The following is a 9,597-nucleotide window of genomic DNA, read 5'->3' as shown; positions in this document are numbered from 1 at the left end:
GAGTGCGACAGAGCCCGGATCTTGACCCAGATACAGTCGATCATCACGACCGCATACACGCGATCGAGCGGGCGGGACTGCCATTCGGCCAACTCGCCGGCTACGGCGTCGGTGATCTTCGAGATCGTCTCCCGCGAGATATCGGCACCATAGATCTCGGCCAGATGCGCTCGGATCTCCCCGGTCGTGAGCCCTTTCGCATACAGGCTGACCACCGCCTCGTCGAACCCGGCGACGCGGCGGGCATGCTTGGGCACGATCCGTGGCTCGAACTGCCCGGCCCGGTCCCGGGGCACGTCCACGGTGACCTGCCCGATATCGGTATGCACCCTCTTGCGGCTGGTGCCGTTGCGATGATTGCCGCCCTCGGTTCCGGCCGCCGCCGCACGATCGCCCTTGGCATATCCGAGATGTTCGGTCATCTCCGCTTCCAAAGCGGCCTCGATGACCCGGCGAGTCACCGCCGTCAGCAAACCATCGGCCCCGGTCAGCGACAGCCCCTCGCTGCGGGCCTGCTCCACCAACTCCTGCGCGATCCGAACATCCAGCCCGCCACCAGCAGGCCGAGTTGCGTTGTCGTTCAAGGTGATCCTTCCTCGCCGAAGCAGCCGCAGGGTACTTCAGCACCTGTTCGGGATCACCTCCACCCCCAAAATTCCTGACAGTCCCCTAGTTCTCGCCGTCGTGTAGGGGTAGGGCGGGTACCCGTGGTCGGAGGCCTGGGGGTGGGAGAGGTATGGAGAGCTGTGATCAGGTGCGCTTGGCCGGGCGCCGCTCCCGGCTGGCCGACCTGCGGAGTGATCCGGAGGCATATCTGGAGGCGTTCACCCGCGCGCGTAGCGAGGATCGCCATGCGATATGCCTATGCAGTCCCAGCGGTCATCCCGCCATTATCGACGCGGCGGTCATGCTGACCAGTCCCTCGTTCATCTCTGCCGAATCCAGCCACGAGATCACTGGTTCCGATCGTGAATCTCGGCGTCGGTTGGTCGCGAATCTCGGCACCGTCTGGGGGAGGGGATGTTTGTGATCGCGAATTTGGACACCACTGTTGTTCTGTGCCGTGTCTGGCCTGCGTTTCGCCGGAGATGGCGGAGGTGAGTGTGGTGCTCGGCGTTGGTTCTCGCCGGTGGGACTACGGTCCGTGACCGGAGTTGGGCACGCTATCTGCGTGGTTTCTTATGTGCAGCGATACGTTGGTGGCAACTATGAGGGCGTATGGGAAGATCTCCGACGCCTCGGCCCGATTCCTGACGGCCTGTTCGAAGACTGCACGGCTGTCGCGAGGGAGACAATGCAACGGGTCGCGAGACACGTTTCGCGTCTTGCTGAGCAACTAACCGATCTCGGGCTGGTTTCGGACGGCCCCCTTCTGGAGCCACCCACCTCTGGGGATCACGCGGAGCTCGACCTGCTCGCTGGCGAAATCGGCACATTTCCGATAGCCCTCGACGCCTGCCTCCGATACGTCGGTGCAGTCTCGTTCATGGGTGACTGTCCCGCGTTGGACCTGTGGTATCAGGACTCTCCGGCTCCGGGGCAGAGCTGCGGTTCCCCCGGGGCCGGTGCCGCCGAGACCCCCGATCCGCTGGTCATCCGGCCGGTTATGTGCCTGGGATGGGCCTGGGACGAGTACCGCGAGCAACGGGAGGAGGATTCCGCGCTCATCCTGGACGGATTCCACTTCGACTTCGCACCCGACGAGCTCCACAAGGCAAACATCAGCGGAGCCACCCATCAAATCACGTTGACTGAGCGTATCGCCGATCCCGTCATCTGGGGAGTAGACGGACGGCCGGACATTTCGCTGGTCGACTACCTGCGGCTTTCCATTTCATGGGGTGGGATGCCGGGTTGGTCGTTCGATCCCGATCACGCGCCCGCCGCCCTGGCCGGGCTACGGGTCAGCCCCGATTTCTGACCTGTCGATAGACATCAACCTTCTGGTTGGGCGCATGAATCGAGAGAGCTTGCGGGACAGCAGTTCATGTCTGTGAATCGGACACGAGTGCGTGGCTTCGGTGGGAAGATGGGCGTGCTTCACCGCTTCGGCTGCTGGGTTCCGATCGCACCTGGGGTTGGAACCATTCTACTGCCAGCCGGGCCGAGAAGGCGCTCACGAGAAAGGCGGAGTCGAGGGGCAGATCGGATGGTTCCGCAGAAACCACCTGGTCCCGGTCCCGGAAGTCGACTCGATCGCCGAGCTCAACGCGTTGATAGACCGATGGGATATCGCCGACAATGATCGCCGGATCGGGTCGCGGCCCCGCACGATCGGTGAGATGTTCGCTGTCGAGAGACCACTGCTGCGGCCGTTGCCCGACAAGCTGTTCGAGACCGGGCGCTGGTTCACCCCGCGGGTCGATCGGTATTCACAGATCTCGGTGCGCACCAACAAGTATTCGGTTCCGGTCAGGTTCATCGACAGGCAAGTCCGGGTTCTGCTGCACGCTTCCGAGCTGGTCGTCTACGACGGGCGCACAGAGATCACCCGCCACGAACGGTTTCTGGCCAAGGGCGGAACACGCCTGGCACAGGATCACGACCTGGAAGGGCTGCTCCGCAAACCAGGAGCGTTGCCCGGCGCGACCGCTCTCGAGCAAGCCCGCGCTACGGGAAAGTTCACCCCCATCCACGACGCCTGGTGGGCCGCGGCCCGCAAAGCCCACGGTGACTCCCACGGCACCCGCGCACTCATCACCACCCGACCGACACGCCGGTCGGGTGGTGCCGAATTTCGCGATCAGAAACTGGCTGCAACCGGTCCAACCGATGCCCAAATTCGCGATCAGCTGACTCCCTTTTTCACGACCGAAGCCAAGATCACATGGCCGCGGCCCTCGTCGCGGCGCGTCGCGCCTTCGAAAAGCCCTTGCGATACGACTCGACGAAATTGGTGCTGCCCGACTTCATCCTCATCGATACCCCGGTTCGGACCGTCATCGAGGTGTGGGGCCTCGATGACGCCCAGTACACGGTGCGGATGGCAGCGAAGGCCGGTCACTACCGGGAGCGCGGCGTCATCCTGATTGGCTGGTCGGTCGGCGAACCTCTTCCCGATCTACGTCGACCTGGTCGCCGCCCCACCACGACCGCGCCGCTCATCTCGTGACCGTGGAAATATCCCGCGCCACCAGTGAGCAGCCGGGCGGGCCAGCAGATCGGGCCACGGGATGCCGATGAGCGACTCTCAAGTGACGCTCGATCTTTCGGGTCGATCGATGGTCTGCTCGGCTCGGCTTTATCAGTGGTGTGAGCGGGTGGTTGTGGATCAGCACCTGGTCTCGGGCGACTATGTCAGGGGCAGAGTTCCCGGTACTCGAGGCCGGGCACGGATGGCACGTAGGTCTTCCACTGTTCGTGAGCGGCCTGGCCCGGGATCGACGCACACAGGAACGATGCGGGGTCGGCCGTGAAACCGACGTCCCACGACAGCACCGTGCCGTTGCCGCTGGCGCCGGTCAGGGTTGTGCCGTCGGGACCGAACACCAGCCCGAACAACAACCCGTTGCTGTGCCCGACAAGTGGTTCACCAACCGGCTGGAGGCTGGCGACGTCCCACAAACGAACCTCACTGTCGTCGATTACGGTGGCTCCGTTTTCGCTTGCCGTAGCGAGCGTTTTGCTGTCGGGACTGAATGCCAGTGTTGTCACAAGCCCTGTGTGCCCGGCGAGTGGTTCACCGACCGGCTGTAGGCTGGCGACGTCCCACGTGCGAACTGTGCCGTCGATGCTTGCGGTAACCAGTGTTCGACTGTCGGGACTGAAGGCCAGCGCGGTCACCAACCCGTTGTGTTCAATCAGCGCTTCGCCGAGGGATCGGCCGTGCTCTGGGTCCCACAATCGAACCGTGCCCTCTTCGCTTGCGGTAGCGAGGGCTTTCCCGTCGGGACTGAATTCCAGCGAGTGCAACTCCTGGTCGCCCCCAGCGGTAAGTGGTTCACCGTGCGGCTTCAGGCTGGCAGCGTCCCACAATTGGACCGTGCCGTCTTTGTCGGCGGTCACGAAGGTTTTGCCGTCGGGACCAAATATCACCAATCTATGTTCTATGAGTGCTTCGCCGAGAGACCGGCCGTGTGCGACGTCCCACAATCGAACCGTGCCGTCTTCGCTCGCTGTAGCGAGCATTTTCCCGTCGAGACTGAACTCCAGCGACTTCAACGCCTGGCCGCCCCCAGCGACGAATGGTTCACCGAGAGGCTTCAGGCCGCCAACATCCCACGATTGGACCACACCGCCTTTGTCCGCAGTCACCAGTACTTTGCCGTCGGGGCTGAACTCCAGTGAACTCACAGGGTTGCTGCCGAGGGTCTGACGCCGGGGCGGGTTGTGTTCTACGTACCACGACTGGACGGTGCCGTCGATGCTCGCGGTCGTGAGAATCTTGCCGTCCGGACTGAACGCCGACGACCGCACGGAACCATGATGCCCAGCAAATGTTTCGGGGCGGGACGCTTCGTGTTCCAGGTCCCACGACAGAACAGTGCCATCGAGGAGGCCGGTGGTGAGAATGGTGCCGTCGGGGCTGAATGCCAGCGAGGTCACTGGCTGGTTGTATTTTGTCCGTGCTTCGCCGAAAGATTTGCCCTGCTCCAGGTCCCACAACTGGACCGTGCCGTCGTCGCGGCCGGTGGTGAGAATGGTGCCGTCGGGGCTGAATGCCAGCGAGGTCACCGACCCTTTGTGTTCAATGGGTACTTCGCCGAGTGGCTGGCCGTGTTCTGCGTCCCACAATCGAACCGTGCCGTCGTCGCTTACAGTAATCAGTGCTTTGCCATCGGGACGGAACTCCAGCGACTTCACCGGCCGGTCGCCCCCGGCGTCGAGAGGTTCACCGAGCGGCTTCAGGCTGGCAACGTCCCACGATTGAACCTTGCCGTCTTTGCCTGCGGTAACGAGCGTTGTGCCGTCGGGACTGAACGTCAGCGAAACCACCGCTGAATGGGACTCCGCAAGTGGTTTGCCGATCGGGCGGGGGCTGGTGACGTCCCACACTGTGATCGCACCGTCGTCGCTTCTGGTTACCAGTCTTTTGCCGTCGGGGCTGAAGGTCAGCGAAGGGAACTCCGAATGGGATCCCTCGAGTGGTTCGCCGATCGGGTCGTGGCTGGCGACGTCCCACACTTGGACCAGGCCGGCGTTGCTGAAGGTGGCGAGAGTCTTGCCGTCCCGGCTCAATGTCACCGCGACCATCGTCCCGGGCAGGACGAACCTTGCCGCAGCACGGTTTCGGGAGGCAGCCAGCATGGCGTAGCGGGCTTCGGGAGTCGGGTCGATACGCCATGCGGCCAAGGCCGAAACCCGCGAACCGACAGGGTCCGTGGTGGCGAGACGTTCGCTGTTGCTGATCAATTCACGCGCCACGGCCTTGTCGCGTTGCTCGGCTGACTGTTGACTGGCGCGGAACGCGACGAGTGTCGCGGCGGCCAAGGCGACGACCAGGAACATCAACACCCCGGCGGCGGCTCGGCGCTGGCGAGTGCGACGGCGTTGCGCCCGGATGCCGGCGTCGAGAAACTGTGTCTCGGTGGCGCCAAGTGGCGGGTAGCGCGCCGGGTCCGCGGCAACTTGCTCGGCGACCGTTGCTGCCGTGTCGAGGACGCTACCGGAGTACAGGTGGGCGGGGTCGTGAGAATTGCGTGCCCATTCGGCCGCCGCGGCGCGCAGGCGCGCGCATACAGCCCGGTTCTCACGGGTCTCGGCCAGCCAGGTATCCCGCAGCAGGGGCCAGGTGGACAGCAATACCTCATGGCTGATCTCGACGGTCTGCGCGCCCAGGGTGAGCAGGCGTTCGTCGGTGAACACCGCCAGCACCGCATCGACGTCACCGCTGTCCACACCGTCCCAGGCCAGGTCGGAGCGCTGCACCCGGTCGGCGGTATCGGCGCCTTCGGGGCCGCTGATGACCAACCGGGTGAAGACGCGCCGTGCGGCCCGCTGCTGCGGGCGGGTGAGCGAATCGTATGCCCGCTGTGCGCTACCGGCGACGGCGCCTTCCAGGCCACCGCTGCGTTCGTAATCAGCGACAGTCACCGTGTCACCGGCTCGCAGGCGCCAGGTCCGGTCGAGCGCGTACGACAGCAGCGGCAGCACCCCGGCCGCCGACACCGTTGTCGCAGCCGGGACCGAATCGGCAGCGCGGACGCGGGTTTCCCGCAACAACTGTTCGGCGAGGTCGTCATCGACGCGTGATCCCGCCTGCTTGGCCGGCTCGGTGATCGCCATGCGTAATTGCCGCTCGGTCATCGCAGTGACCAGGTAATGGTGCTGAATCGCGTCGATCAACGGCTCGTAATCGGCGCACCGGGCCTCGAAATCCGCGCGCACCACCAGCACCACCAAAATCACGGCATCGGCATGCCTGCTCGTCGCAGCCGCGTGCAAGGCGGTGACAAACGCCCGCCGTTGCGACTCGTCCGAGCACTGGGTGAACACCTGCTCGAACTGATCCACAACCAGCAATAGCCCGCGCGGGCTACCGTGCTCGGACACCGGCAGCGTACGCGCGGCCTGAGCGGCCAGCACCGCCAAAGCCTCAGGGTCCTCGCGCAGCTCACGCCGCACCACCGCCGCGTCCGCTCCCGCCACCTGAGCTATCGACAACGCCATTTCGTCGAGTGGATCATGCCCGGCGGTGAGTACCACGCACGGCCACGAGTGGGCCTGCGGCGTCTGCTCCAAACCCTGTCCACGGATGCGCGGAAGGACTCCGGCGCGCAGCAACGACGACTTCCCCGCACCCGATACCCCGGATACCAACAGGATGCCCGGCTGCCTCACCCGCTGCGAAAGCCGTTGCAGCACTTCATCGATAGCGGCGTCGCGGCCGAAGAAGAACGGCGCGTCGCGCTCGGAGAACCAGCCCAACCCCCGATACGGCGACTCGACCTCACCTGCGACACCGATCAACGGGGCCGGGGCCACAGCATCGGTCCACGTGCCGTGATAGCTGTAGATCACCTGCGTGTTGTGATCACCAACCTGCACACCTCGCGCCGCACGAGCATCTACGAACCCGCCGCTGTCAGCCCCCGCGGCGGCGTCCTCGCTGTCGTCTCCCCTCACGGCGGGCCTCGATCTCCGCCGTAAGCGTTGTGCTGCGTATTGTGGTCACCAATCTGCACACCTTGCGCATGACTCAGGTCTATCCGGCTCCGGGCGTGGTCGACCCGATCCGTAGGCAGCCGCAACAGCAGAGCTTCGGCCGCTGCCTGTAGTTCACGATCTCCGATCGCACGCTCGCCGAGCCTGGCTTCCAGTTCGCCGATGTTGCCGCCCGGAACTGCCTCGTTCGCCTCGATCACCGTGATCGTTCCGGAATCGGCGTCACCGCCGGTGAGCCGGACACGCAAAGCCGTATACGCATCGCGCACGGCGGCCGATGCCGCATCTTTGCCTCCCGCGGCAGCGCCCGCGATCAACGCGCTGACAATGATGGTCAACGGATCCATACGGCGACCCCCTTCCGCATGCGTTGCCGCACAACGTAACACAACCAAACCCTTTCCGCCCCCGCCTCGACCGATAACGTGCCCGCCTCGGTGGATCTCTCCGATAGTTGGTTGCGCGGTGACGGGTGGGTCGACAACGACTGGAGCCGGCCTTGGGAACGTCGTCACGTACCGGGCAACGCGACTAGTGGTGCGCGGCGTTGGCGTTTGCCCAGGATTGGACGTCGCCGCGGTCGAGGGCCACGGCCAGCAGGGTGGGGAACTTGTCCGGGGTGCAGGCGAAAGCCGGTATGCCGAGGGCGGCACCCGCGTTGAAGGTCCGCGGCTGGGTTTCGGCGCGGATGCCCGCACGCGGCACCGTCGGCACCCCATCGATGCGACTACGTGACGGCGGGTTCGGAAAGGGACAGGATGAACGACATCCTGTACTGGATAGGCTGATGCATTCCGTTCGGTGTGGCGTCCCGCGATCTGGCGCAGGGGTGCCGGAGCGGGGCGGGGAGCGTAGTCGAGCCCCGGATCCTATGACCTGGCGAGGGTAGAATGAGGACCACGTCTCGTTGCGATAGGCCAACACTCAGCCGCGGTGCACATCGTCAGTGGCGGTCGCGGTCGCCTTCATGGCGGCGGTCAATTGGGTGTCTGCGTCGAGGAGTTCCACTCCCATCAGCGTGCCGTCGGCTCTGAAATCGAGTGCGGCCACGACCGTGCCGTTCTCGTTTCCCACCCGGAGCGTCACAGCGGCGTGCCGCTGTCCGGCTTCGTCGGCTCGGATGGCGAGGTAGGCGGCGTTGGCCTGCTTGTCCCACGTCAGACCACCGATGTAGGTCGGCTGGGGTGTGTCGGTCATTCGTGTATCTCCGATCCGCGACTTGTTAGGACACTTGTATTGACGCAGCGGGGTCGCGATCGGTTCCGTCACTGTCGGTGGTGTCACATCGAGGCGCGAACTCCTGAGGATGCTTATGATCCTCGCCCCGGTTTCCGTCCGTCGAGTGCGCGCACCGGCGGGGGTAGGGTGAATGCGGCCGCAGCCGGTGCTGGTCGCGCTGTGCCGACCGAGCACGGCGACGGCAAACTGAACGTCCGGAAATGCCGAATGCAGGATGGATCGCGTTCATGTACAGCGGTTGTAGGTCATGGGTTATGAGTTAACAGAGGTCGATACTGCTGCTCATGCGGTCCTGACATTTCTACGGTCGGCCGCGCAGCGGTCACGCGGTCATGCAGGACGCGCAAAACGCCGCAGCCTCAACTTATGCGAGACCAGACATGCCAGATCCCCCTTGGCGTCGGTTCCCGGGCTGTGGCGGCAGATATCGGTTTCGACGCCATCGGATGCGGTGGGGGTCCGCGGGGAGGGAGATGCGGACCGTTTCACCTCACGTCGTCGCCCCTTGGGCCGATGACCGCGATCCCTGCGATCGACTCGCTCATCCAGCGCTCGTGCAGGTCTCCCGCGAGAAGGTCCTCAATGTAGTGCGGAGGCTCTCGTCGTAGGCCCCGAAGCACATGCGCCACATACGGCACGCCGAAGTGCCCGGTGTCCATGGGAAGCCGATCGAATACCAGGTCAGACGAGTACGCCGTGTCAGCGCGCTGCGCGACCGACATCTGCCCGAGACGCATGGCGGTCAAGGACTCCAGCATCATCTTGGCGATCCGCCTGGTGCCGGCCTGAGGTTCGAGCATGAACTCCTTGATATCGGGATGCACATGACCGAGCGGCCGCAACCGGCGCTGGTCTCGTGTGGGATCGGCGAAATCCTCCAGTGGAAGCGACCAATGAAAAGCCTGCGCCGCCAAGTCTGCGGGGCTAGATGGCTCGAGATACTTCGGGATGATGCTGGGCACGACCGAGACCCCGGCGCGTGCACGGCTGCGGCAACCCCGATCGTTCTCGTGCCACAACGTACAGTTCAGCGACTTTCTGTACGTCTGATTCCCGCAATAGAGCACGTGGGCAGCGGGGAGACCGAACAGATCCGCTGTCATGAGCAGGGTTGTGAGCTGGCTCTGTGTCGCGCCGTCTGGGGTGTAGTCGAAATCGATATGCCAGCGCCGCGTACTTGGTCGTTTAAGGTTTTTGGCCTGGACCAGCATGCCGAAGCTTTCGCCGGTGGAGTCCACCCACCACCAGAGCCAA

General features: G+C 64.5%; 8 protein-coding genes and 1 pseudogene. 3 read left to right on the top strand and 6 right to left on the bottom strand.

Annotation, left to right across the window (positions count from 1 at the left end; all coding sequences use genetic code 11):
- A partial coding sequence (locus ON19_RS31205) for a transposase (protein ID WP_438803652.1) occupies positions 1-590 on the bottom strand: 590 nt, incomplete at its 3' end.
- A gap of 581 nt (positions 591-1,171) precedes the next feature.
- Between ON19_RS31205 and ON19_RS31200 the strand changes: the two genes are divergently transcribed.
- The 3 genes and pseudogenes from ON19_RS31200 (at position 1,172) to ON19_RS42345 (ending at position 3,112) form a co-directional block, all read left to right on the top strand.
- Complete coding sequence (locus ON19_RS31200; RefSeq protein ID WP_157229912.1) at positions 1,172-1,921, top strand: hypothetical protein; 750 nt, start codon at positions 1,172-1,174, stop codon at positions 1,919-1,921.
- A 139-nt stretch (positions 1,922-2,060) separates the two neighbouring features.
- Positions 2,061-2,699: pseudogene (locus ON19_RS44110) on the top strand (Mu transposase domain-containing protein); the annotation flags it as partial.
- A 128-nt stretch (positions 2,700-2,827) separates the two neighbouring features.
- Entirely contained in the window at positions 2,828-3,112 is a 285-nt protein-coding gene (locus tag ON19_RS42345; RefSeq protein WP_043700978.1) for a DUF1173 family protein, read from the top strand.
- 185 nt (positions 3,113-3,297) lie between these two features.
- Here the strand turns inward: ON19_RS42345 and ON19_RS31185 are convergent, their stop codons facing one another.
- The 5 genes from ON19_RS31185 to ON19_RS31165 form a co-directional block, all read right to left on the bottom strand.
- Positions 3,298-6,960 (bottom strand): nSTAND1 domain-containing NTPase, encoded by a 3,663-nt coding sequence (locus ON19_RS31185; protein WP_157229911.1) that lies wholly within the window; start codon positions 6,958-6,960, stop codon positions 3,298-3,300.
- Between the two features lie 101 nt (positions 6,961-7,061).
- Complete coding sequence (locus ON19_RS31180) at positions 7,062-7,451, bottom strand: RIP homotypic interaction motif-containing protein (RefSeq protein ID WP_043700974.1); 390 nt, start codon at positions 7,449-7,451, stop codon at positions 7,062-7,064.
- Between the two features lie 184 nt (positions 7,452-7,635).
- Positions 7,636-7,818 carry a hypothetical protein gene (locus tag ON19_RS31175; protein ID WP_043700972.1) on the bottom strand — a complete coding sequence of 61 codons (183 nt, stop codon included), beginning with the start codon at positions 7,816-7,818 and terminating at the stop codon, positions 7,636-7,638.
- A gap of 210 nt (positions 7,819-8,028) precedes the next feature.
- On the bottom strand, positions 8,029-8,301 hold the full coding sequence (locus ON19_RS31170; protein WP_043700970.1) for a DUF2283 domain-containing protein: 273 nt from the start codon (positions 8,299-8,301) through the stop codon (positions 8,029-8,031).
- 527 nt (positions 8,302-8,828) lie between these two features.
- Positions 8,829-9,597 (bottom strand): DUF6615 family protein (locus ON19_RS31165; protein ID WP_043700967.1); only part of this gene is annotated, 769 nt, incomplete at its 5' end.

The organism is Nocardia abscessus NBRC 100374, assembly GCF_000308455.1.
Taxonomy (GTDB): domain Bacteria; phylum Actinomycetota; class Actinomycetes; order Mycobacteriales; family Mycobacteriaceae; genus Nocardia; species Nocardia abscessus.
Note: the sequence above shows the minus strand (reverse complement) of the source record. Positions and strands in the feature narration are given on the sequence as shown.